Annotated in this window: 21 protein-coding genes; 14 read left to right on the forward strand and 7 right to left on the reverse strand. The window is 52.5% G+C overall.

Annotated elements, in window-relative coordinates; genetic code table 11:
• Positions 1-12 precede the first annotated feature (12 nt).
• From rnc to acpS, 5 genes are all read left to right on the forward strand, one after another.
• Positions 13-705: a ribonuclease III gene (rnc, locus tag CPA45_RS00845; RefSeq protein WP_078087287.1), complete on the forward strand. Its 693-nt coding sequence runs from the start codon at positions 13-15 to the stop codon at positions 703-705.
• Positions 702-1,601 (forward strand): GTPase Era, encoded by a 900-nt coding sequence (gene era, locus CPA45_RS00850; RefSeq protein ID WP_096649446.1) that lies wholly within the window; start codon positions 702-704, stop codon positions 1,599-1,601. Before rnc ends, era begins: the two co-directional genes overlap by 4 nt.
• An 8-nt stretch (positions 1,602-1,609) precedes the next feature.
• Entirely contained in the window at positions 1,610-2,302 is a 693-nt protein-coding gene (recO, locus tag CPA45_RS00855) for a DNA repair protein RecO (RefSeq protein ID WP_096649448.1), read from the forward strand.
• 62 nt (positions 2,303-2,364) lie between these two features.
• Entirely contained in the window at positions 2,365-3,183 is an 819-nt protein-coding gene (gene pdxJ / locus CPA45_RS00860; protein WP_096649450.1) for a pyridoxine 5'-phosphate synthase, read from the forward strand.
• Positions 3,184-3,206: 23 nt separating this feature from the next.
• Entirely contained in the window at positions 3,207-3,584 is a 378-nt protein-coding gene (gene acpS, locus CPA45_RS00865; RefSeq protein WP_096649452.1) for a holo-ACP synthase, read from the forward strand.
• Positions 3,585-3,587: 3 nt separating this feature from the next.
• Here acpS and CPA45_RS00870 read toward each other — a convergent pair whose 3' ends face one another.
• Complete coding sequence (locus CPA45_RS00870) at positions 3,588-6,275, reverse strand: ATP-binding protein (protein WP_096649454.1); 2,688 nt, start codon at positions 6,273-6,275, stop codon at positions 3,588-3,590.
• A gap of 91 nt (positions 6,276-6,366) precedes the next feature.
• On the opposite strand from CPA45_RS00870, the gene cysM reads away from it, so the two are divergent.
• From cysM to CPA45_RS00910, 8 genes are all read left to right on the forward strand, one after another.
• Complete coding sequence (cysM, locus tag CPA45_RS00875) at positions 6,367-7,263, forward strand: cysteine synthase CysM (RefSeq protein ID WP_096649456.1); 897 nt, start codon at positions 6,367-6,369, stop codon at positions 7,261-7,263.
• Positions 7,264-8,784: a TRAM domain-containing protein gene (locus CPA45_RS00880; RefSeq protein ID WP_096649458.1), complete on the forward strand. Its 1,521-nt coding sequence runs from the start codon at positions 7,264-7,266 to the stop codon at positions 8,782-8,784. It abuts the gene before it with no gap.
• Between the two features lie 70 nt (positions 8,785-8,854).
• Complete coding sequence (gene relA, locus CPA45_RS00885; protein WP_096649460.1) at positions 8,855-11,131, forward strand: GTP diphosphokinase; 2,277 nt, start codon at positions 8,855-8,857, stop codon at positions 11,129-11,131.
• On the forward strand, positions 11,131-11,967 hold the full coding sequence (gene mazG, locus CPA45_RS00890; protein WP_096649462.1) for a nucleoside triphosphate pyrophosphohydrolase: 837 nt from the start codon (positions 11,131-11,133) through the stop codon (positions 11,965-11,967). The genes relA and mazG overlap by 1 nt, the downstream gene beginning before the upstream one ends.
• 36 nt (positions 11,968-12,003) lie before the next feature.
• Positions 12,004-14,652 carry a phosphoenolpyruvate carboxylase gene (gene ppc / locus CPA45_RS00895; protein WP_096649464.1) on the forward strand — a complete coding sequence of 883 codons (2,649 nt, stop codon included), beginning with the start codon at positions 12,004-12,006 and terminating at the stop codon, positions 14,650-14,652.
• Between the two features lie 74 nt (positions 14,653-14,726).
• Positions 14,727-15,272: a DUF924 family protein gene (locus CPA45_RS00900; RefSeq protein WP_096649466.1), complete on the forward strand. Its 546-nt coding sequence runs from the start codon at positions 14,727-14,729 to the stop codon at positions 15,270-15,272.
• Positions 15,273-15,308: 36 nt separating this feature from the next.
• Positions 15,309-16,370, forward strand: a complete 1,062-nt coding sequence (rluF, locus tag CPA45_RS00905; protein WP_096649468.1) for a 23S rRNA pseudouridine(2604) synthase RluF — start codon at positions 15,309-15,311, stop codon at positions 16,368-16,370.
• Between the two features lie 80 nt (positions 16,371-16,450).
• Complete coding sequence (locus tag CPA45_RS00910; RefSeq protein WP_096649470.1) at positions 16,451-16,735, forward strand: DUF1294 domain-containing protein; 285 nt, start codon at positions 16,451-16,453, stop codon at positions 16,733-16,735.
• Between the two features lie 48 nt (positions 16,736-16,783).
• Here CPA45_RS00910 and CPA45_RS00915 read toward each other — a convergent pair whose 3' ends face one another.
• The 3 genes from CPA45_RS00915 to CPA45_RS00925 are packed head-to-tail and all read right to left on the reverse strand — an operon-like array spanning position 16,784 to position 19,151.
• Positions 16,784-17,452 carry an anthranilate synthase component II gene (locus CPA45_RS00915; protein WP_096649472.1) on the reverse strand — a complete coding sequence of 223 codons (669 nt, stop codon included), beginning with the start codon at positions 17,450-17,452 and terminating at the stop codon, positions 16,784-16,786.
• Complete coding sequence (locus tag CPA45_RS00920; RefSeq protein ID WP_096649474.1) at positions 17,449-18,870, reverse strand: anthranilate synthase component I family protein; 1,422 nt, start codon at positions 18,868-18,870, stop codon at positions 17,449-17,451. Before CPA45_RS00920 ends, CPA45_RS00915 begins: the two co-directional genes overlap by 4 nt.
• Positions 18,871-18,872: 2 nt before the next feature.
• Positions 18,873-19,151: a Trp family transcriptional regulator gene (locus CPA45_RS00925; RefSeq protein ID WP_078087303.1), complete on the reverse strand. Its 279-nt coding sequence runs from the start codon at positions 19,149-19,151 to the stop codon at positions 18,873-18,875.
• A 119-nt stretch (positions 19,152-19,270) separates the two neighbouring features.
• On the opposite strand from CPA45_RS00925, the gene CPA45_RS00930 reads away from it, so the two are divergent.
• Entirely contained in the window at positions 19,271-21,118 is a 1,848-nt protein-coding gene (locus CPA45_RS00930; RefSeq protein WP_096649476.1) for a monovalent cation:proton antiporter-2 (CPA2) family protein, read from the forward strand.
• 146 nt (positions 21,119-21,264) lie between these two features.
• Here CPA45_RS00930 and CPA45_RS00935 read toward each other — a convergent pair whose 3' ends face one another.
• The 3 genes from CPA45_RS00935 to CPA45_RS00945 form a co-directional block, all read right to left on the reverse strand.
• A complete protein-coding gene (locus CPA45_RS00935) occupies positions 21,265-21,828 on the reverse strand; it encodes a hypothetical protein (RefSeq protein ID WP_096649478.1) in 564 nt (187 codons plus the stop codon).
• A 43-nt stretch (positions 21,829-21,871) separates the two neighbouring features.
• Positions 21,872-22,711, reverse strand: a complete 840-nt coding sequence (locus CPA45_RS00940; protein WP_096649480.1) for a class I SAM-dependent methyltransferase — start codon at positions 22,709-22,711, stop codon at positions 21,872-21,874.
• A gap of 79 nt (positions 22,712-22,790) precedes the next feature.
• A complete protein-coding gene (locus tag CPA45_RS00945; protein WP_096649482.1) occupies positions 22,791-24,488 on the reverse strand; it encodes an AMP-binding protein in 1,698 nt (565 codons plus the stop codon).
• Between the last annotated feature and the right edge of the window lie 16 nt (positions 24,489-24,504).

Here is a 24,504-nt window from a genome sequence, read left to right on the forward strand (position 1 = left end):
CGTAGGAGCGCTGTGAGTAATTCCTTAACCGCTTTTTGCCGACGAATCGGCCATACCTTTGGCGACGATTCGCTTTTGGAACTGGCTATGACCCACCGTAGTTACGGTGGGCGTAACAATGAGCGCCTGGAATTTCTAGGCGACTCTATTGTCAATTTTGTCATTGCTGAAGCGCTGTTCCACCGGTTTCCCCAGGCGAGAGAGGGGCAACTGTCCCGTTTGCGAGCTCGTTTAGTGAAGGGGCAAACGCTAGCGGAGCTGGCACGTGAGATGTCGTTTGGTGAGTGTTTACGGCTAGGCTCAGGTGAAATGAAAAGCGGTGGGCATCGCCGAGAGTCGATTTTGGCAGATGCTGTTGAGGCCGTCATTGGGGCGATTTATCTCGATGCTGGCATGGATGCAGTGCGTGAACGTGTGCTGGCTTGGTACGCTGAACGACTTGAGAGTATTTCGTTGCAAGACACCCAGAAAGACCCGAAAACACGCTTACAAGAATTTTTGCAGTCGCGCCAATCGGCGTTGCCGCGCTATGAAGTGGTCTCAGTAAAGGGGGAGGCGCATGCCCAGACCTTTACCGTGGAGTGCTACATTGATCTACTAAGCGAGCATACCACTGGTAAAGGTCCTAGCCGTCGCCATGCTGAACAGCAGGCAGCTGAAGAAGCCCTTTCCTACCTTGAAAAACATCCTGGAGACAAATCATGAGCCAAACCTGCGGATTCGTGGCCATCGTTGGTCGGCCCAACGTAGGCAAATCAACCCTCATGAATCGAATTCTAGGGCAGAAAATCTCTATCACCTCCCGGCGGCCGCAAACCACGCGCCATCAGGTGATGGGGATTAAGACGGTTGATGAGACCCAGTTTATTTACGTTGATACGCCGGGCATGCACATCATGTCCAAAGACCGTAATAAGGCTATTAATCGCTTTATGAACCAGGCGGCCACCCAGGCGCTGCGAGATGTCGATTGCGTTGTATTTATCATCGACCGTACTCGCTGGACCGATGAAGATCAAGCGGTCTTAAAGCGTCTGGAGCATGTGAAAGCGCCGGTTATTTTGGCGGTTAATAAAGTTGATCGCCTTAATGATAAAAGTGATCTGTTGCCCTGGTTGGCCGAGGTGGGTGCGCGTCGTGAGTTTGCGGCTGTAGTGCCTATTTCTGCCAAGCATGGCACCCAGGTAGATACGCTTGAAGAAGAGGTCGCTAAGCACCTGCCAGAAAGTATCCACTTTTTCCCAGAAGACCAAATCACCGACAAGAGCTTGCGCTTTATGGCGGCTGAGTTGGTGCGTGAAAAGGTCATGCGCCAGTTGGGAGATGAGCTGCCGTATCAAATGACCGTGGAAATTGAAGAGTTTCGCGAGACTGAGCGAGTGACCCACATTAGCGCACTGATTCTCGTTGAGCGTCAGGGGCAGAAAGTAATTCTGATCGGTGAAAATGGCGACCGAATCAAGAGTATTGGTCGTGAGGCGCGTTTAGATATGGAGCGGGCACTGGGCACGAAAGTAATGCTTAACCTGTGGGTGAAAGTAAAGCGTGGCTGGTCGGATGATGAGCGGGCACTGAAAAGTTTGGGCTACGATCTCGATTGAGCACTGCGATGTCGGCAGAGCCTGCATTTTTATTGCATCGTAGGTCTTACCGTGAGACCAGTGCGTTGGTGGATCTATTAACACTCCATCACGGACGTATTCGAGCGGTTGCGCACGGTGGTCAACGGCCTGGCTCCAAATCTCGTCAGCGGTTGCAGCCGTTCACTCCACTATTTGTATCTTGGCGGGGTGAGCGAGAGCTTAAACGGCTAACCATGATGGAGTCTCGGGGGCAAACAGCGCTATTGGCAGGAGAGGGGCTACTTTGTGGTCTTTACGCCAATGAGATCGCCACTCGACTATTGCCCCTGGAACTTGCTGCCCAAGATGTTTTTGCGTTTTACAGCGCATTACTTGAGGCGTTGCCAATACCTGTTGAGCGTGGTTTGGCGCTACGGCGTTTTGAGTGGGCGCTTTTGGAAGTATTAGAAGCTACCCCCCGCTTTTGCACCCCAGAAGGTAGACCTCTAGACCCTCAAGCACGCTACCGCTTCGATGCGATTAGCCGCGCCTTTCTGCCCTCTGAGCAGGGGATTGAAGGGCGCACTTTACGCTATATTGAGCAAGGTGACTGGGAGTCTATGAGCTTAGCAAACGCGCTCAAAGGCGTCATGCGTGCATCGCTTGCGCCTCATTTAGGGACAACGGCGCTGCGCTCCCGAGAGCTAATGCTCGACTTAGCGCGTCGTCGACAGCGTTAAATAGTACGTTTTTCGGCAATACTCTTAACAGTTACTCTGCTGTTTATTATTGGAGACACGTTATGCATCCCCCGCGAATTTTATTAGGCGTTAACATTGATCATATTGCGACGTTACGCCAAGCGCGCGGCACTCGCTACCCAGACCCGGTTCAAGCGGCATTATTAGCCGAAGAGGCTGGGGCTGACGGTATTACGGTGCATTTACGTGAAGATCGTCGCCATATTCAGCCTAGGGATGTTCGTTTATTGGCCGAAGTGCTCAATACGCGAATGAACTTAGAGATGGCAGTGACCGAAGAGATGCTGGCGCTGGCCGAAGAAGTGCGCCCAGCGCATGTGTGCTTAGTGCCAGAAAAGCGTGAAGAGCTGACTACCGAAGGTGGTTTGGACGTGGTGGGTGGCTTTGATCAAATTGCTAGCGCTTGTCAGCGACTTAATGCAATAGGTTGCGATGTTTCGCTATTTATTGATCCAGATGAAGCTCAGGTTGACGCCGCGAAGCGAGCAGGGGCGCCGACTATCGAACTGCACACTGGTGCCTACGCCGAAGCGAAGCCTGGTAGTGAGGAAGCTAATGCAGAATATAACCGATTGAGTGCAGCTGCCGTGCAGGCGGTTTCTTTAGGGTTAGTAGTTAATGCAGGACATGGTTTGCACTATCACAATGTAGAAGCCATTGCTGCACTACCCGGTGTTAACGAACTGAACATTGGTCATGCCATTATTGCTAGAGCGCTATTTGTGGGGCTAAAAGAGGCCGTGCAAGAGATGAAAAGGCTGATCATTGCAGGTCAGGAGGCAGGCTTGATGGCGGCGTTAGATGCCCATGAACACGAACATGGAGATGAGCACCAACACAATGGCTGCTGTGGGCATTAGCCGATGACCGTGAGTGTTAAGCGATGATTGTGGGTATTGGTTCTGATATTGCACGGGTTGAGCGCTTCGCACGTGCTGTCCAACGCCACGGGCCTCGTTTTGCTGCGCGTATTTTAGGGCCGCAAGAGCAAGCGATATGGTGTCAGAAAGGCGAGTCGGTGGCCTATTTGGCTAAGCGTTTCGCCGCCAAAGAGGCCTTTGTTAAGGCTCTTGGGCTTGGTCTACGTAGTGGCATGCAGTGGGGTGATATACAAGTCGTTAATGATCAGTTGGGTAAACCAAGCCTAGCGCTAAGCGGTGAGGCATTGCGCTTGTTTCAGGCAAGCGGTGCCTCGACGACTCATGTGACGCTTAGCGATGAGGCGGATTATGCCATCGCGTTTGTTATTTTGGAGCGCTGAGGGTCATAGCGTATTTCGTTGTGACTGCAAGCGCCCCATTGCTTCATATAAATCATTAAGTAAGTCCTCTGCATGGCGCAAACCGCTTGTGCGTAGACGTGTTTCCAGAGTTTCAACAAGCAAGGCCAGCTCAGGGGCGCCACAGTAACGGCTGGCGCCGTTCAAGCTATGCACCGAGTCCAGTAATGCCGTTAAATCCTGCTCAGCATGGGCGCCACGCATTTCCCGCTCGCTTTCCGCTAGGCTGTCGATGAGGCGCTTTAATTGCTCTCTTGCCAGATGCTCTTTTCCTCCAGCCAAACGTGTGCCCAGCACCAAGTCGATAACCTGCAGTTTGCCTGGTGGTGCGGTCGGCGCTGGAGGTAAAGGTTTTGTATTAATAGGTGTCTGCTTGATGAGTGGGCTTGTGCCAAGGTAACGTTGCAAGAGCTGCTGTAGCTGCGCTTCATCAATTGGTTTTATCAGTACATCGTCAAGGCCTTCTGCCAGCCATTGCTGTCGTTCGCTGCTTAGGGCATGCGCCGTGACAGCAACAATCGGGCAGCGTGCCCAGCTGTTATTTATACGACGAAGTGCCTTGGTGGTTTGAACGCCATTCATCCCCGGCATGCGAATATCCATGAGCACTAGGTCAGCTTGACACTGGCGAGCATACTCAATTGCCTCTTGGCCGCTGGCGGCGAGGGCAATAGTGATCTGCTCATTTTCAAGCATCGCCTTTAAAAGCTCACGGTTAGGTGAGTTGTCATCCACAATGAGAATGGTCAGCACAGATGAGGGTGAGGGGTGTTCTGGCGCATGGGCGGGCAGTGTTTGGCGAGGTTGTAATAACTGCTTGAGAGTGGTGACTAACTGGGCACGGGTAAATGGTTTGCAAAGCATTTCACCGCCGTGGGGTAGCGGCCAATGAGGTAAATCTAGGCTGGTGGTATTAGCTAATATCAAGGTAGGACAAGGCGCTTGTTCAATGATTGACTGCCAGTAAATCTTACGGTCACCGATAAAATCCTCGCTCTCTAATCCCAGAATTAGTAACTCCTCGGCTTCTGCTTCTGTGAAGGTAACCGGCACGGCTCCCCAGCGCCCCAGAAGGTGCTCAAGTACGTGTCGAGTAGGTTGATGAGGCTCATGGATACGAACGGTTGGGCCGTCTAACGTGATTTCTGGTAGTCGTTCATCGGCCAGGTGTGCCAGCAGGGGGAGTGTAAAGGAGAATGTAGCGCCGCAATTAAGTTCACTGCTGACGCTGATCTCCCCACCCATACGTTCAATCAATTGTCGGCAAATGGTTAAGCCAAGGCCGCTGCCGCCAAATTGGCGCGAATGGCTAGGCTCGGCCTGGGAAAATGCGTTAAACAACTGCTGTTGCTGCTCCTCGCTTAAGCCTATGCCCGTGTCACTAACACTGATATGCAGTACTACGTGCTGACCTTCCTGATTGTCCAACATTGCGCGGACAATCACCTCTCCCTTAGCGGTGAACTTGAGGGCATTGCTAATTAGATTGCTAAGTACCTGATGGATACGAAGAGGGTCGCCGCAAAGAGGCGTAGGCACGTCATCATAAACCATGGCGACCAAGTGAAGCCGTTTACGCTGGGCTTCAGGTGCGTGAAGGCCGACGACTTCATCGACTAGCGCTACCATATCGATTTCCACCTCTTCAAGGGTGAGTCTGTCAGCCTCAAGTTTCGAGAAATCAAGCACATCGTTAACCAGCATGAGCAGGTTATCGCATGCTCGGTGGACGTGTTCTAGCCACTCCTGTTGTCGGGCATCCAGAGTGGAACGCCCTAATAAGCGGCAAAAGCCAATAATGCCATTAAGCGGTGTGCGAATTTCATGGCTCATATTAGCCAAAAATTCTGATTTTACGGCGTTAGCACGCAGTGCACTCCGGTGTGCAAGGTCCAGCTTGATATTCTGTTCTTCAATTGTCTCCATGGATTCTTGAAGTTCGCTGGTGGCTTGCTCAATTTGGTTCTGTAAGTCGCGTTGAGCCTGCTGGAAGTGCTCTGCTAGGCTATTAATGTGCATGGCGAGTTGCTGAAGTTCGTTCGGCTTTGCTGCAGTTAAAAAGAGTCGATAATCGCCACGGGATAGACGATAAAGCGCCTGGTTAGCCTCCTCGATTGGGCGGGTAACGTAACGACTAATCGCGTAGGCGAGCAAGAACAGTAGCAGCCCTAGCAACATGCCGCCCAAACTTAAGCTGGCGATCTGCTTGTAGTGCTCTAGTGTGAGTGTTCGAGAATCTATTTCGGCTTCCAGCCAGCCGTTGCCCTCACGGCTTGTGCTGTGGCTGGACAGCGTTGTTAAAGGAGCTTGCAGGCGCCATACATCCTCTTCTTTGGTTACTGATATGGTATCCGGCGCATGTAAGCGAGGGGGAGGTGTCATAGAGCGTCCCAGCACTAAAAGGCGATTACCCTGCTCATCGAATAGCGTCACCGAGCTTAAGCCGCGGTGCTCTAGGAGCTGCCGGGCAATATCTTCAAGTCGCTGTAAGTCGCCATCCGCCATGGCATCACCCAGGCTAGGGGCAATGAGCTCCCCGGCGCTGATAAGGCGTTCTTTGAGTACCTCACGGCCAGTCATATCACTTTGTGTCACCAATAAGATGGCCATCAAGGCATAGACCAGTAGCGGGAATCCTAGTAACGCAAACAGCAAGCGCGTGTTTAAAGACATAAGAGAAGCTCGTTGATTCAATGAGGTTGCCTGTCCACTCACCGGCAGCACCGATATAATGCAGCATAACGGTTACCATAAGGAACGTACGATGAATTATCCCACGTTAGAAGATGTGGTTGGCAACACGCCCTTGGTACGCTTAAAGCGAATTACCGCTGGCCGCAACAATACGCTACTTGCCAAGCTAGAAGGGAATAACCCCGCTGGGTCGGTCAAGGATCGACCCGCACTCTCTATGCTGGGTGAGGCAGAGGCCCGTGGAGAAATCGCGCCGGGCGATACTTTAATCGAAGCTACGTCTGGTAATACAGGGATCGCGCTGGCGATGGCCGCCGCTATAAAAGGCTACAACATGGTGCTGGTCATGCCTGAGAGTGCCTCTGCTGAGCGGAAGCAAGCAATGGCCGCATATGGCGCGACGCTTATTTCCGCCAGCAAGGAAGGGGGTATGGAGGAAGCGCGTGATATCGCTGATGCGATGATCGCCAGGGGGGAGGGTAAGCCGTTAAACCAGTTTGCCAACCCGGATAACCCTCTAGCGCACTACCGTACAACTGGGCCTGAGGTTTGGCGTCAAACCGGCGGAGAAGTGACACATTTTGTAAGCTCTATGGGAACCACTGGCACCATTATGGGTGTTTCTCGTTACCTCAAAGAGCAGAATGAGGCGGTTCAAATCGTTGGCTTGCAACCCGCTGATGGTGCCAGCATTCCAGGCATTCGGCGTTGGCCTCAGGAGTATCTACCGGCCATTTTTGAGGCGCCGCGGGTGGATGTTACGCTGGATATAGGGCAGCAGGAAGCAGAGATTCATATGCGCCGCTTAGCCAGGGAAGAGGGCATTTTGGCCGGGGTTTCGTCTGGTGGAAGTTTGGCGGGGGCGCTACGTATCGCTGAGCAAACGGAGAATGCGGTCATCGTGTTTATCGTCTGTGATCGTGGTGATCGCTACCTCTCAACAGGCCTATTTGCCCCGGAGATTTAAATGGCTATGTTGGGTAAGCGGCGGCCCCCCCGCCCTGCGTCCGGGAACTCTGGATTGGCGCGTACACCTAGTGGTAAGACGCAGCAGCCGAAGAGTGCCACTAACAGGGATGCAACGCATGCTTCCGCGCCATTGGTCATTGAGCGTTTAGCTCATGATGGGCGCGGTGTGGCGCATAACGCGGCGGGTAAAACGGTATTTGTTAGCCAAGCGCTGCCCGGTGAGCATGTAGAGGTTGGAGTCCACGTAACACGAAAACGTTTTGATGAAGCGCATACCAAAGCGTTGCTAACCTCCTCGTCGGTACGGGTAGCCCCGCCATGTCTTCATTTCGGCCAATGCGGTGGCTGCGATCTTCAGCATCTTGAGATTGGCGCCCAGCGTGCTCACAAACGCGATGTAGTGAGTGAGCTAATGGCACGCCAGGGCATTGAATTGGGCGCGATTACGGCTCTTAATGGCAGTCGTGAAAGCTATCGTCGTCGTGCGCGGTTAGGGGTTAAAGTCGATGGCAATGGCAAGGTGCTGCTAGGGTTTCGTGCTTCTCACAGCCATCGTTTAGTAGACATCCAGCAGTGTTATGTATTAGTGCCGGAGTTGCAGGCGCTTATGGCCCCTTTAAAGCAGCTATTAACGAGCCTGGAAGCGCCACGGCAGGTTGGCCATATTGAGCTTATCGCGACAGCAGAGACTGTGGTGGTACTCGTTCGTCAGTTAAAGGAGCACGTCCAGGATAGCGCACGTTGGCAGGCCTTTGCTAAGCAGCAGCACGTCAGTTTAGGGGCGTGGTTAGGGCGTGAATCCCCAGTGCTGCACTGGTATGGTGCGGCGCCGCAGTTGATGGAAACGCTAACGTTCGCCGCGCTTGGTATTGAACCAATAGGCATTGAACAAATAGGTAGTGAGCAAATCGGTAGTGAGCAAAATAGGGCGCAGGAAGCACATGTTATGGCGGCTGGCTCTCATAAGGAGGCAGCCATAGCATTACAGTTTTCGCCTGGAGATTTTTTGCAGGTAAACGCTGAGGTCAACCAAAAAATGGTGGCTCAGGTGGTAGCATGGTTATCGCCCAGGCATGGGCAGCCATTGATGGATTTGTTCGCAGGGATTGGCAATTTTAGCCTGCCGTTAGCAGCGGCTGGTGCAAAAGTGCATGCTGTAGAGGGCAATCCAGCAATGGTTGAACGTATTGTGGCTAATGCTAGCCTTAACCAGCTTGACGTAAGTGCCCAGCAGGCGAATTTAAGCGATGCCAAGGTGGTCCAAGAGCTGCTAAGCAGCCAGCAGATAGACGCGTTGGTGCTGGACCCTCCACGCAGTGGGGCAGAAGCTATCTGCCAAGCCTTGGGGCGTCACAGGATTGCTAAAGTCGCCTATATTTCCTGTGATCCAGCAACACTTGCCCGAGATGCGGCACACCTTGTGCATGCGGGGTACTGCATCAAGCAAGTAGCAGTGGCGGATATGTTCCTGCACACTGCCCACATGGAAACGCTGATGCTGTTTGAATACGCGGGCTAGTTTGCCCATTGCATCAAGCCTCGATGACGTTTGCGTAGAGGTCGTCGCCCAGAAAGGATGAGTCATTGTCATGGTGAAAGTGCGTGAAGACCAGCCGCTAACAGAAAGCGGTAAGGTGGACATACAACAATGGTTAACGCGCCTTCAAGAGGATGTGCGCCTACCTGAACCTGAACGGTTACTGCAAGCGTGCTCGCTTGCCGATCAACTGGAGCAAGATGCGCCAAATTCTCACCGAGTATGGCTCTCTCCAGGTTCAAGTTTCCGCATGGGGCTTGAAATGGCAGACATTCTTGCCGAACTCAAGCTGGACCAGCCCACCCTTGAGGCCGCCGTGCTCTATCGCTCAGTACGCGAAGGTTTGCTGAGTCTTGAGGCAGTAACCAAGCGCTTTGGTGATGAGGTCGCTACGCTCATTGATGGCGTTTTACAGATGGCCGCCATTAGTTACCCACTGGCACCAAACCACGGCATGAGCCAGCATAATCAGCAGGAAAACCTGCGCAAAATGCTGGTGAATATGGTGGGGGACGTACGCGTTGCGTTAATTAAAATTGCTGAGCGCACCTGCGCTCTACGCCAAGTAAAAGATGCCCCCCGAGAAAAGTGCCTGCAAGTGGCCCGTGAAGTCGCTGATATCTATGCACCACTTGCCCACCGCTTAGGTATTGGCCAAATCAAATGGGAGCTTGAAGACCTCTCATTCCGTTATCTGCATGAAGATGACTATAAAGCGATTGCCAAGTTGCTGGCCGAAAAACGTTTGGATCGAGACCGCTATATCCATGACGTTGTGGAAACGCTAAAAAGCTTGATGGAAGCTCAAAACATTCTGCGTTATGACGTGAGCGGCCGGGCCAAGCATATTTACTCCATTTGGCGCAAAATGAAGCGCAAACGGATTGATTTCTCTCAAGTGCATGATGTGCGTGCGGTGCGCATTCTGGTGCCGGAAGTGACCGACTGCTATACCGTGTTAGGGATAGTCCACTCGCGCTGGCACCATGTGCCCAACGAGTTTGATGACTACATCGCCAACCCTAAGAAAAATGGCTACCAGTCGCTGCATACCGCAGTGATGGGTCCGGAAAATAAGGTATTGGAGATTCAAATCCGTACCTTTGCCATGCACGACGAAGCAGAACTGGGTGTTTGTGCCCACTGGCGCTACAAGGGTCACGATACCAACGCTAAAAGCCGTAGCTATGAAGAGAAAATTGCATGGCTACGTCAAGTGCTGGAGTGGCAAGACGAAGTGGGTGGCTTTGGGGACCTGCGCGAAGGGCTTTCAAGTGATGTCGCCCCTGATCGCATCTACGTGTTTACGCCGGATGGCCACGTGATCGACTTACCGCGTATTGCGACACCGATTGATTTCGCCTACCGGGTACATACCGAGATTGGACATCGCTGCCGTGGCGCCAAAATTAATGGCCGTATTGTACCGCTTACTTACAAACTGAAGACTGGCCAGCAGATCGAGATACTGACTGCTACGAAAGGCGGCCCCAGCCGCGATTGGCTCAACCCTAGCTTGGGTTATGTGCGGACTTCCCGCGCCCGGGCCAAAATTCAAGCGTGGTTTAAATACCAAGCCAGAGATCAGAACCTGGATGAAGGACGTACTCTATTTGAGCGGGAAATGCGCCGCTTGGATGTTGAAGGGTTAGATCTTGCTCAACTGGCCAAGGCCGTTAATTACCAAAATGCTGACGATATGTATGCGGCACTTGGTGCTGGCGATCTGCGAATTGGTCAGGTACTTCACCAGGCTCAGCAACTATTTGGTGAGACCGATGATCAAGAGCAGCTCGATCGTCTGCTGGCCAAGCCGCGTCGTCAACCAAGCAAAGCAACCCAAAGTGATATTACAGTGCTTGGCGTTGGTAACCTGAAAACCAGCATGGCCAACTGCTGTCGCCCGGTGCCGGGTGAGCCCATCGTCGGGTTTATTACCCAGGGGCGGGGAGTCACGGTGCACCGCCAGGACTGCACCAACATTCTCCAATTGCGCATGGAAGAGCCTCAGCGCATTATCGAGGTGGAGTGGGGGGAGCGCGCTCACACCCGCTATCCGGTCACTATCGAGATTCAAGCCTGGGACCGCTCAGGCCTGCTGCGCGATGTTACAGGGTTGCTAGGCAATGAGAAGGTCAACGTACTGGCTGTGAATACCCTCACCGATACCGATGAAGGTATTGCACGGCTGCGCATTACCCTGGAAGTGGATGGTTTAGAGTCCTTGGGGCGGTTATTCTCGCGTATTCAGCAGTTGCCAAATGTGACTGAGGTGCGTCGCTTGCGTAATGCAGACCCAACCAAAAGCGCCCGCAAAGGAGGGGCTTAATGCGCCATAGCCTGGATGACTTACTCACCTTAATGGCAGTGCTGCGTGATACTGAGCAGGGCTGCCCGTGGGATATTAAACAGAGCTGGGACAGCATTGTGCCCCACACGATAGAAGAGGCCTATGAGGTGGCCGATGCCATTGAGCGGCGCGCTTTCGATGAGCTACCCGGCGAGTTAGGTGATCTGCTCTTTCAAGTGGTCTACTACGCTCAATTCGGCGCGGAGGAGCAGCGCTTCGACTTTAACGATATTGTCGATACGCTTACCGCCAAGATGCTGCGCCGTCATCCCCATGTCTTTCCCGATGGCACATTAGATTCGCGGCGTCCGCCCGGCATTAGTGCCAAAGATGTTCAAACCCAGCAGGTTAATACTCGTTGGGAGTCGCTAAAGGCCGATGAGCGCGCCGAACGGGCACAGCGTGCACCATCGATATTAGACGATGTGCCACGCACGCTGCCCGCGCTTAGCCGGGCGGCTAAGTTGTCTAAGCGAGTGGCCCGGGTCGGCTTTGATTGGCCGGATGCCGCTGGTGTACTGGCTAAGATCCATGAAGAGCTGGGTGAAGTTGAAGAAGCCCTTGCCGCTGGCGATCTTCAGCACGCCCAAGAAGAAGTCGGCGACCTGCTATTTGCGGTCACCAATTTAGCACGCACATTAGGGGCTGACCCTGAACAGTGCTTGCGTACGACTAATAGTAAATTTGAGCGCCGCTTTCGCTACGTTGAGCATGCGCTTGCCACGGCCGAGCGCCCTTTAAATGAGGCCTCGCTGGATGAGATGGAAAGCCACTGGCAAGCCGCTAAAGCCCAAGAACAACATATAACTTCTTAATATACATCAACGCGACCCCGCAAGGAGGCCATGCCAATGAGTCACGACCTACACGAATCGCTGCGCGATAATGTGCGCATCCTGGGCGATAGCCTAGGGCGTACTATCGCTGACGATTTAGGCCAGTCTTTTGTTGATAAGATCGAAACCATTCGTGCCCATGCCAAGCGGGGGCGACAGGGTGATTCACTGCAGCAGCGCCAGTTGATTGAGTATTTACGCCAGCTCCCCGAGCGAGATCTGTTGCCCGTCACCCGCGCGTTCAACCAGTTCTTAAACCTTGCCAATATTGCCGAGCAGCACTATCGGGCGCGCTTTCGCCGAGTGGAAGATTACAAGCCGGGTTCGCAGCCGGTGCTGGGAGAGCTGCTACGCCGTGCTCAGCAGGCCGGTAACTCGCCCCGCAAGCTGGTAGAAACCTTAGCCAACATGCGTGTTGAGCTGGTACTGACTGCACACCCAACCGAAGTTATTCGCCGCACGCTGATTCAGAAGTATGACGCCATTGATGAGTGCCTAACCGCTATCGAAAGCTCTGAAGATTATCCTGAGCGCGGCGCACGTGCCCAGGGAAGACTGGAAGAGCTAATTAGCCAAGCCTGGCACACTGATGAAATTCGCCACGAGCGGCCAACGCCAGTGGACGAAGCGAAATGGGGCTTTGCGGTTATTGAAAACTCGCTGTGGCAAGCGGTACCTGATTTCCACCGGGATTTGGATTGCTTGCTGCTGGATACTGCCGGTGAGCGCCTACCTCTCGATGCAGCGCCTATTCGCTACGCTTCATGGATGGGTGGTGACCGGGATGGCAATCCCAATGTAACCGCAAAAGTCACCCAGGAAGTGCTGCTGTTAGGCCGTTGGATGGCGGCTGATCTTTATCTGCGGGACCTGGAACAACTAAAAACTGAGCTTTCCATGTGGAAGGCCAATAGCGCTTTACGCGCCGAAGTAGGGGATGTTGCTGAACCCTACCGCGAGTTACTGAAGCGCCTCTTGACCAAGATGGAAGCCACGCGTGATTGGGCAAAAGCTGCGCTGGATGGGCGCAATTTTGATGGTGGCCCGATTATTGAGACCCGCGATCAGCTCTATGCACCGTTGCTGGCGTGCTATCGCTCACTGTGCGATGTAGGGCTAGACACCATCGCCAACGGTGCGCTGCTGGATACACTGCGCCGAGTGGCCGTATTTGGTGTCACGCTAACTAAGCTGGATCTACGCCAAGAGGCCAGTCGCCACGCCCAAGTGATGGAAGAGCTTACCCACTCTCTGGGGCTTGGCCACTACCAGGAGTGGAGTGAGACTCAGCGCCAGGAGTTCCTGCTGTCGGAGCTGGAGTCACGCCGCCCGCTGATTCCACGTCGCTGGGAGTGCTCGGCAGAGTCCCGCGAAGTGCTTGATACCTTCAAGGTGATTGCTCAAGAGCACGCAGAGGCACTGGGTACCTACATAATATCGATGGCCGGCCAGCCGTCAGATGTGCTAACGGTTGCGCTTCTAATGAAAGAAGTGGGTGGGCAAGTCACGCTGCCTATCGCGCCGCTGTTTGAAACCCTGAATGACCTTGACCATGCAGGGGGGGTGATTGATCAGTTGCTGGCGCTGCCGGGCTACCGTGCGCTAACCAACGACCGCCAAGAAGTTATGATTGGCTATTCAGACTCTGCTAAAGATGCCGGTCAGTTAGCCGCCGCCTGGGCGCAATACCGCGCCCAAGAAGCACTAGTTAACGTGTGTGACAAGCACGGCGTTGACTTAACACTGTTCCATGGTCGTGGTGGTACCGTTGGTCGTGGCGGCGGCCCGGCCCACGCGGCGATTCTTTCTCAACCCCCCGGTTCTGTAAACGGCAGTCTTCGGGTGACTGAACAGGGTGAGATGATACGCTTTAAGTTCGGTCAGCCGGATATTGCCCTGCGCTCTATGGAAATTTATGCCTGCGCCGTACTGGAAGCGACGCTGCTGCCGCCGCCGGCACCTGAGCCACATTGGCGCGAAGAAATGGATCAGCTCGCGAAGGTTGGGCACGCGGCATATGTAGGTGTGGTGCGAGAAGACCCGGACTTTGTGCCGTATTTCCGTGCAGTTACACCCGAAGGAGCATTAGGCAGGTTGCCGCTTGGCTCACGGCCCACCAAGCGCCGTCAGGATGGTGGTGTGGAAACCTTGCGCGCCATTCCATGGATCTTTGCCTGGACACAAATTCGCTTAATGCTGCCCGCTTGGTTAGGTAGTGGCGAGGCCTTTTCGCAGCGCTTGGAACAGCCTGGTGGTCGGGAAGTGTTGCAAGAAATGCGTAGCCAGTGGCCATTCTTTGGCACTTATCTCGACATGCTTGAGATGCTGCTAGCCAAGGCGGACGTGGCCATCGCGGCGTATTATGAGCACCGTCTGGTGGATGAACCCTCACTTAAAGAGTTGGGCAAAAAGCTGCGCGAGCGCTTTGAGCGGCTTGAAAATGTGGTGCTGGATATCCTGCAGCAAGAGAAACTGCTCGAGAACACGCCACTGATTCGCCAGGCAATCGATGTGCGTAACCCCTATATAGATCCGCTACACGGTTTACAGGCAGAGCTTTTACAGCGTAACCGCGATGCTGATGGGGCGATTAGTGCCGATTTGTCGAGGGCGCTAATGGTCACCATGGCGGGTATTGCGGCAGGTCTACGTAATACTGGCTAATCGGGCCTGACCCACCAGCGCCGCTAGCAAAAGTGGCGGCGCTGTTAAGACCTTACAAGTAAGGAGGGGAAACAATGACAATGGATGCTCAGTCGGTACTCACATTCTGGTTTAATGAGTTGACACCAGCGCAGTGGTTTAAAAAAGATACCGCGCTAGATCAGCAAATTGCCCAGCGGTTTAGTCAGTTGCTGAAGAGTGCCGCTGCCTGTGAATGTTACGAGTGGCGAGGCACTGCGCAGGGTCGGTTGGCTGAAATTATCGTACTGGATCAGTTCTCACGAAACATTTACCGGGACGACCCGCGCTCCTTCGCAAATGATGCGTTAGCCTTGGCGCTTGCTCAGGAGGCGGTAGCCGCTGGAGCAGATGCAGAGCTGGCCATTGACCAGCGGGTGTTCCTCTATATGCCCTATATGCATAGTGAGTCTGCTGCTATTCATGAGTTGGCAATGCAGCTATTTGACCAGCCGGGGTTAGAGAATAATCTTGATTTTGAAGTCCGTCACAAGGCGATTATTGATCGTTTTGGGCGTTATCCGCACCGTAATGCGCTGCTGGGACGGGCTTCTAGTGACGAAGAGCTGGCTTTTTTACAGCAACCTGGCTCCTCTTTTTAAACCTTTATTTACCCTCTTTTAGCCATATGGCGTTTTATGTCATTACGAAAATCTACCCGTATCAATAAGTACATTAGTGAAAGTGGAATGTGCTCTCGCCGTGAAGCTGACCGTTTTGTAGAGCAGGGCAACGTGTGGATTAATGGTCGCCGTGCCACTACTGGTGATCAGGTAGTGGCGGGGGACCTGGTTAAGGTCAATGGCCAGGAAATTGAACCTCAGGAAGAGGAAGACTTGGTGCTTATCGCGCTGAATAAGCCGGTGGGCATTGTGAGTACCACGGAGTCCAGTGAAAAAGATAATATTGTCGAATTCGTTAAGCACGGCACACGTATCTTTCCCATTGGCCGACTCGATAAAGACTCCGAAGGGCTGATTTTTTTAACCAATAACGGTGATTTGGTTAATAAGATTCTGCGCGCTAATAACAATCACGAAAAAGAGTATCTGGTGACGGTGAACAAACCGATCACCGATGAATTTGTCAACGGCATGCAAAGTGGCGTACCGATTCTTGGACAAGTGACAAAGCGCTGTAAGGTACAAAAAGAGTCCACCTTCGTATTCACTATTACCCTGGTTCAGGGGCTAAATCGTCAAATCCGCCGTATGTGCGAATACTTCGGCTATGAGGTCACCCAGCTTATTCGTACTCGTATTATGAATGTGGCGTTAAAAGGTTTAGCCCTGGGCGACTGGCGTGATCTCACACCCAAAGAGATCAATACCATTATCGCTTTAACTGAAAGCTCAGAAGCAGCTCCCGAGAAGGCTAAACCCGCAAGGCCTAATTATAATTCGCGTTCAAACACTGGAAAGCCAGGTAAATCGGCAGCTAAAACTCATCATAAGCCAGCTAAACCTGGCGCTAAAGCCGCTGGAGAAAAGCCCGTTTCCAAGGGAAAGAGAGTTGCCAGTGGGAAAGTCCGCACAGGACCGAATGCCAAAGCTGATGCTAGTGGCAAGCCTAATCTCAAGGCCAAAGCCGCTGGAAAGCCCAATGTAAAAGGCAAAGCTAGCGCTAAAACCGTGGGTAAAGGCCGTGTTGGTCGTGGCAAGCCTGTGGCTGGTGGTAAGCCTTCACAGCGGCGCAAGTAGCCGTTGCTTCGGTTCTTCACCGCCGCTGCCTGTGGAGTTAATGCTGCTTGTTTCGTCTACCACCTGTTCCGAGCGACTCGATGCTGATTCTAATAGCCGCTTTTTATGTTGTTGTCAGCGTTGCTGCTTATATCACTTACGCTGTCGATAAAAAGGCGGCTATTAGAAAGCGCCGGCGTGTGAGCGAGAAATCACTGCACCTGCTCTCTTTAGCCGGGGGGTGGCCTGGAGCCTGGCTGGCACAACAACACTTACGGCATAAAACCCAAAAAACACCCTTCCGGCTGGTTTACTGGCTCACGGTAGCGCTAAATTTAGCGATTTTGTGGGGAGTGGTGTCTCTCTTTGATAGCTTTAGCCGTTAGCTGTTTAGCGGGCGGGTATAAATTCTGAAAAACCGACTGATCATGGTTTCATGCGTTAGGCGCAAACAGAAAGTTAGCTATCAGCTCTTTGCCGCCTTCAGTGGCAAACGATTCCGGGTGGAATTGAATGCCATGAATGGGGTACTCCCGATGTTTAACACCCATTAGTTCAAACTCTGCCAGTGCTGGCCAGCGGCTGCGCTGCTCGAAATTGTCAGCTTCCAGGGCACCTACCGCTGCGGTCACTTCCAGGCACTCGGGTAGGGTAGCTGCATCGGCAATCAGCGAGTGGTAGCGCATTACCTCGAGTTGGTCGGGCACGCCGTTAAACACCGATGCGTTATTGTGGTTGATTGGACTGATCTTGCCATGCATGGGTAGTGGCGCTTTCACCACCTTGCCGCCGAAGACGTGCACAATGCCCTGCATGCCCAAGCAAACCCCCAGCAATGGGGTGGTTTTGCCGAGTTTTTCGATGACTTCAGCGCAAACACCGAAGTAGCGTGGGTCATCCGGCGAGCCTGGACCAGGAGAGATAATGATTCGGTCAGGGGCTATTGCCTCTATCGCTTTAAAATCCACCTGATCGTTGCGCTTAACAATAATTTCAAAGTGGGGCAGAGCGCCGCGATTCTTCTCCGTGGTTAAAATCTCACCGATAAACTGGTAGAGGTTATAGGTGAAAGAGTCGTAATTATCGATGATAAGTACCTTCATGCTTGGCTCTCCATGTCCGTCTCCATAAAGGGGGCTAAGGCTTTGCGAGTACCGGCAAATTTGCGGCGAATCTCTTCATACTCATCAGCAGCGTTACTATCGAACACGTTACCACCACAGGTTTGTACGTAAGCATGCTCGCCGTTCACGAATACTGTACGAATCGGTATTGCAAAGGTGCAGTCGCCGTTAAAGGAGAACTGGCCCACCGCGCCTCCGTAGGGGCCTCGTCCGTCGATTTCCAGATCGTCGATAATTTTCATTGCTTCGATTTTTGGCGCGCCTGTTAATGTTCCCGCCGGAAAGTTGCTGGCCAGGGCGCTAAACATATCCTCACCCTCGGCAATAATGCCGACGATTTCACTAGAAATATGTTGAACATGACTAAAGCGCTTAATATCCATCAGGCTGCGCACTTTAACCGTCCCAAATTGCGCCACGCGGCCAATATCGTTGCGATGCAGATCCACAATCATATTGTGTTCAGCGATCTCTTTGGGGTCGTTCAGCAACGCGCGTGCCAGTTGGGTATCTTCTTGTGGCGTCTGGCCCCGGGTGGTGGTGCCTGCCAGCGGGAAGGTTTCCATCTCGCCCTGGCGTAGCCGGAACAGCAGCTCGGGGCTGGCACCGATTAGTTTCTGCTCACCAAATTTGACGTAGTACATCTGCGGCGAGGGGTTAATGGTGCGCATCTGGTCATACAGTGCCAGCGTATCGCCTTTAATACTAAAGCGCTTTTTGAAACCAACCTCACACTGGAATACCTTGCCATCGACAATATCCTGCTTCACCTTGGCCACCGCTTCGGCGTGCTCTGCCTGGCTCATGGTATCGCCGAGAGCGGTGATATGCAGCGGGCCTGCTGGCTCATCCTCTGCATCGATCAGCGTTTGCAGAAATTCATAGCGGCTATTGTCGTAGTAGAAGTAGGTAACTTCCCCTGTCATCTTGTCGAGAATCAAGCCGTCTTTATAAAGCCCAAACCTGAAAGTGTCGAAGTCATCACTGGTTTTTAGCGTTAGTGACGGCTCAAAATAGTGCATGGCATCATAGCCAAGATAACCACTTAGCCCGCCAGCATATTTACGGGAAATGATATTTTGCGGGATTAGGCTGCGCAGCAGCTCGTAAGGGTTATCGCTTGGGTAGTGGCTGGCATTGCCATCACGGTCTTCAATCGTCAGCGTATTGCCGTTAGCGTACAGCGTGTACTCGGGATCAAAGCCAATGATCGAGTGGCGCGCTATATGGCTATCTTCACCCAGGGACTCCAGCATGTAGCAAGTATCAAACTGGCGTTCAATTTTCTGGAATAGTGCGAAGAAATCGCAGTCGGCGGCCAGCGTAACGTAGTGAGGCTTGCGTGGCAGCGTAAAGGGCTGCGGGCCTGCCGTGGCAGGCGTAGTGGTCGTCGTCATGATTAATCGGTCCGTGAAGAGGGTGACGATACTGAAGTGGGTAACGTAGTTAAGGCACGTGAACCTCGAGATACCGTAGCAATACCAACGCCCAGAGTTTCGGCAATTTTGCGGTGGGGAACACCTTCGCGCAGTAGTTTAAAAATTTGTAGGCGTTTGCTTATTTCTTGGTACTCTGCTGGGGTTAACAGGCTGGCTAACGCTTCGTTCATCGCCTCTGGTGAGTCGAGGGCAAGCAAATAGTCCACTAAATCAGCCTGATGAACATCATCTAATGACATGGGTTGAAGTCACTTTATTGCCACCGAAGTAAGGTAATAAATATATTGTACTAGCGTACTAGTACAATATCTTATTGCACAGTGAAGTCAAGCCGTTCGCATCAAGTTGAGGAAATCCGATGACTGGCTACTTTATTCAAGCGTTTATTTACCTCATTGCTGCGGTGATTGCCGTTCCCCTGGCTAAGCGTTTTGGGCTTGGCTCTGTATTGGGGTACTTGGTGGCAGGGGTAGCGATTGGTCCTGTGCTGGGGCTGGTCGGACAAGAGACGACGACTATCCAGCACTTTGCTGAATTTGGCGTTGTGATGATGCTGTTTTTAGTCGGCATGGAGCTTGACCCAAAAGGCTTATGGGCCATGCGGGTGCGTTTGTTGGGGCTGGGTGGTTTGCAGGTGCTGATCACTGCTGCTGCGGGTACTGCCATTGGCTGGTGGCTGGGACTTGTGTGGCAAACGGCCTTAGCCATAGGGCTGATTTTTGCCCTTTCTTCCACTGCGATAGTGCTGCAAACCCTGAACGAAAAAGGGCTCACGAAAACAGAAGGGGGACGCAGTGCATTTTCGGTGCTGCTATTTCAGGATATAGCGGTCATTCCCATGTTGGCGCTGATTCCATTACTGGCGTTGCCCGAGCTGATGGGTGAAGGCGGCAGTTATGCTGAGCACGGAAGCCTAAGTCTTGTAGCAGATATGTCTCCATGGCTTCACGGTTTGGTAGTTGTGGGAGCCATTGGACTCGTGATTATTGGTGGGTATTACCTCGGGCCTTTACTGTTTCGCTATGTGGTTTCTTCAGGCTTGAGAGAAGTGTTTACTGCCGCTGCTTTAATGCTGGTGATTGGCATCTCGGCACTAATGGGGATTGTCAATTTGTCCCCCGCTCTGGGCGCCTTCTTGGCGGGTGTTGTACTGGCTAATAGTGAATTCAAGCACGAAATTGAAGCCAATATTGAGCCGTTCAAGGGGCTCCTGTTGGGTTTGTTTTTTATTACGGTAGGGGCAGGGATAAATTTTCAGGTGTTGGCGGCGCAGTGGCCTACTGTGTTGGCGCTTGGGCTAGCGGTCATTATTGTAAAAGGAGCCGTCTTGTTTGGGTTGGCATTACTGTTTCGGGTTCGCAGCAGTAATGGCTGGCTGTTTACATTAAGCCTTGCCCAGGCGGGTGAATTTGGGTTTGTGTTGTTAACTTACAGTGTACAAAGCAATGTTATTCCGGTTGATGTATCGCAAGTGCTTTCGCTGGTTGTTGCTTTCTCAATGTTTGTAACACCGCTGTTGTTTATTGCTTATGACCGCTTGGTACTGCCGCGCTACCAAACAGTTAAAAACGATCAGCGCAATGCCGATACCATTGAAGAACAAGCACCGATTATCGTTGCTGGTGTTGGCCGCTTTGGTCAGGTTGTTTGTCGTCTGCTACGGGCACACAACATCCCTACTGTGGCTCTGGATCTAGAGCTTGAGCAAGTTGAACTGCTGCGTCATATTCAGATTAAAAGCTATTTTGGAGATGCCAGCCGCTCAGACCTTTTGCAAACTGCTGGCATTTCACAAGCGCGTCTAGTGGTTATTGCTATCGATGACCGCGAGCGTGCCGTAGGCATGGTCAAGTACATTAAAAAGTACTATCCCAATGTCAGGGTGTTGGCGCGAGCGTTTGATCGTGGCCATGGATATCAGCTTCGCGAAGCAGGTGCCGACGATGTGACGAGGGAGGTTTATCACTCTGCGTTGGAACTAGGTGGTTGTGCATTAACAGCCATGGGAGTGCATCCCTTACGCGCAAAGCAGATGATTGAATCTTTTGAGCAGCATGAAAAAGACCATGAGGATGAGCTGTTTGAAGCCTGGAAAGAGATAGAAGAGGGCATTAGCTTTAGCCCGCGTTATGGCGAACTCTTTATGAAGCTGGAGGAAGCGCTGAGTACGCCAATACAGCCAGAAAGGAGCGACCCAAAAGAGTGAGCGATCACAAACAAATGTGACCCACAATGCAACAGCCGCGCGAGGCCGAAAGGAGAGGTGTTGGGCGGCTAAGTTAAAGTAAAAGTACTGGTGAGAGTAAAGTCTTGGTGAGATTAAAGTCTTGGTGAGAGTAAAGTCTTGTGAGGTTAAAACGGCAGGTGTAGTGAGGCGCTGAGTATATTGAGATGGTTTAGGGTGGGGGCGTCAAGACGCTCGTACTCTAAACGGCTGACCACTCGGTTGACGGTCATGGTGGCGCCAAATCCTTGCAGTAGCGCAGTGCCACCGTCGGTGGCGAGGAGTTGGTCAGCTTCACCACGCCACTCGGTCAGGCCAGATTTTGCGTAAACACTAAATGCTCCCACGCGCACGCCAGCGACAATGGCTCCACTTAGGGTAAGGGTATCCATTATTAAGGGGGAAACACCGGTAGTAATAGGCACTTCTTCGCTTTCGCGGTAGGCAATTTCTGCACCTATATCTAGCCGCGGTAGCCGTTCAGGACTGAAACCAGCGGTTAAGCGAAAGCCGGTGGTGTAGTTATCCAAGCTATTTAAATCGCTTCCTTCCAGTACAACGCCATTTTCCAGCCGAATGAGTTCGCTATCAGCGTACGCGTAGGCGATAACAGGAGCATCGTCTGCGTAACTCATCAAAGGGAGGGCAGGGCCGACAACGCTACAGAGTAGGATGCTTGCCAAGCGATTCATTGGCGTTCCTCTATCCTTTATTATGGAGGTCAATCTACTTAGATTAGCAACGGGCGCTGATTTCCACCACGTTAATTGCACGAATCGATAAATTTTCTAGCAAATTTTTACCCATTTGCAAAAAGCGTTCGCCAAATACCCACTGTGGTGAGAGCACGGCGGTATGTGATGCTTGCTCTTTTTGGCGCTGACGTTGGCGCCACTCCAGCGCGGTGCTACTCCAGTCTTCGCTATGCAGAATCTGAAAGCCGCTTGCCTCTAGTAGCTGCGTTAGCTCTGTCAGCGTGAGCAGATGCGAGTGCTCCTGCGTCGCAGCCCAGGGAACAGGAAAGCGTAGCTCGGTAATGTTTTCACCGCTTACCACTTCGTGCATCACCAGCCTGCCTCCAGGGCGAAGCACCCGGCGGCATTGCGCAATCACCTGGTTGGGATCCGGCATGTTCATGAGGCTGTGTTGAAACAGTACGGCATCAAAGGTGTTTTCGGCAAAGGGGAGTGCGCTGGCATTGCCAGTAATATAGCGAAGCGCTGCACCGTTTTTGTCAAGGGTGTGGGGTTCTAAGGTAAGTTGGCTCAGCGTTTGGTTAAGGGCATTAAAGCGGTGGGTAATATCCAGTCCGGTAATCTGCAACCCCAGGGCTGCCCCTTGGCGCATTAAGCCGCCTAGCCCCGAGCCAATATCCAGTACCTTTGGGTGCTTTTGGGGATCAAGTAAGTTCAGCAGTTTTTTTGAGGCGGCTATACCGCCGATATGCAACTGGTCTAACGGGGCAAGCTGATGAAGAGTGGGGCCGTTGGGATAGTGGGTGCGAACTTGAGTAAGAATTGCATCATCGCGCAGCCCTTGATGATAATGCTCGGTTAACCGCTGGTGATCGGGCATGTCAGTGTCTCGGTATCCTAACAAATAACAACGCCGACCACCGGGTCGGCGTTGACGATGGGGCGGTTACTCGTCTAACTTACTCGTCTAACCCTAATTCCTGGATAGAGATTTCGCGCATTTTAAATTTCTGGATTTTGCCCGTCACGGTCATTGGGAATTCATCAACGAATTTGAAGTAGCGTGGAATCTTAAAGTGAGTGATTTTGCCCTTGCAGTAGTCGCGTAGCTCTTCGCCGGTTATTTCGCCTGCGCTGCTATTGAGCTTCACCCAGGCTATTAACTCTTCGCCGTACTTCTTATCCGGTACGCCGGTTACCTGTACTTCTGAAATAGCGGGATGGGCGTATAAAAACTCTTCAATCTCTTTGGGGTACACATTCTCCCCACCGCGAATGACCATATCTTTGATACGGCCAACGATTTGGATGTAGCCCTCATCGTCCATGGTCGCCAGGTCACCGGTATGCATCCAGCCTGAATCATCGATCGCTTCTTCAGTGGCTTTTTCGTTTTTCCAGTACTTAAGCATCACGCTATAACCGCGGGTGCATAGCTCGCCAATCTCGCCACGGGGAAGGATATCACCGTTGCCAGGGTCGACAATTTTACTCTCCAAGTGGGGCTGGGTGCGGCCCACTGTGGAAACGCGCTTTTCGATGCTGTCATTGGCGCCTGTTTGGGTTGAAACAGGGCTTGTTTCTGTCATGCCGTAGGCAATCTGCACGCCCTTCATGTTCATCTTATTAATCACTTGCTTCATGATTTCCGCAGGACAGATAGAGCCCGCCATAATACCGGTGCGCAGCGTGGAAAAATCGGTGCTGGCGAAGTCTGGATGCTCAAGTTCAGCGATAAACATGGTCGGCACGCCATACAGTGCAGTGGCTTTTTGTTCATGCACCGCTTTTAGCACTTTACCGGGGTCGAAGCCCTCATCGGGATAGATCATCGTTGCGCCGTGGGTCATGCAGCCCAGGTTGCCCATTACCATGCCAAAGCAGTGGTAGAGGGGGACGGGAATCACCAGGCGGTCTTCGCTGGTAAAGCCCATACTTTCGGCAACGAAAAAACCGTTATTGAGAATATTATGATGAGAAAGTGTGGCGCCTTTTGGAAAGCCCGTGGTGCCGGAGGTGTACTGAATATTAATGGGGTCATCGAACTGTAGTGTGGCTTGCAGGTCATCCACATCGGTTTGACTGACCTTATTGGCTTCATTGATAAAATCAGCCCAGCGCCACATGCCGTTATGTTTGTCGGTGCTTAAGTTAATCACACACTCTAGGTCAGGCAGCTTTTCTGATGTTAGTTGGCCTTCGGTGCAGTGGTTCAGCTCGGGGGCTAGCTCAAACAGCATGGCAGTGTAGTCTGAGCTTTTGAACTGATTGGCCGTAATCAGGAAGCGGGCACCGGATTGATTGAGCGCGTAATCAAGTTCGTGGGTGCGGTAGGACGGGTTAATGTTGACCAGAATGGCACCAATTTTGGCAGTGGCAAACTGGGTTAGGGTCCATTCACTGCAGTTAGGCGCCCAGATGCCTACACGGTCACCTTTTTTAACACCTATCGCCAGCAGTGCGCGGGCACAGCGGTTAACTTCTTCTTGAAGCTGGCGATAGTTCCAGTGAATGTTCTGGTGCAGGGAGATTAGCGCGTCATTATCGGGATACTGGGCAACAATCTGGTCGAGTTTATCGCCAATGGTCATACCCAGTAATGGTTTATCTGCCGTGCTGCTGGTGTAACTGGGTAGGATGGGTGCAGGTGATGCCATGATATGTCTCTCCGAT

It is taken from the genome of Vreelandella nigrificans (assembly GCF_002374315.1).
Taxonomy (GTDB): Bacteria; Pseudomonadota; Gammaproteobacteria; order Pseudomonadales; family Halomonadaceae; genus Vreelandella; species Vreelandella nigrificans.